General features: G+C 63.7%; 1 protein-coding gene. It reads right to left on the reverse strand.

Features of this window, described 5'->3' with window-relative positions:
• Positions 1-12: 12 nt before the first annotated feature.
• On the reverse strand, positions 13-237 hold a 225-nt coding region (locus ACZ3HH_RS31135), incomplete at its 5' end, for a hypothetical protein (protein ID WP_465810584.1).

Raw genomic sequence — 237 nt, forward strand, 5'->3', positions numbered from 1 at the left:
CGACCTCGACGACTAGCGGCGGCAACAGTCGACTTCTGACGCAAGGCGATCGGCCTTGCGCCGACCAGCCGTCAAGCGGCGGCCGTGCCGTGATCCCGAATCCACTCGGCGGCGTGACCGCGCGTCGTGCGGTTCCAAACGCTTTGCCGAATTCATCTTGATCGCATAGGATTGCAGCTGCAGCGTCGTCAGCTGCGGTTTCGATTTGCGGTCATGCCGGCCGTGGAGCATCGGTTG

The sequence above is a fragment of the Pseudomonas sp. PME37.24/025 genome (assembly GCF_055556615.1).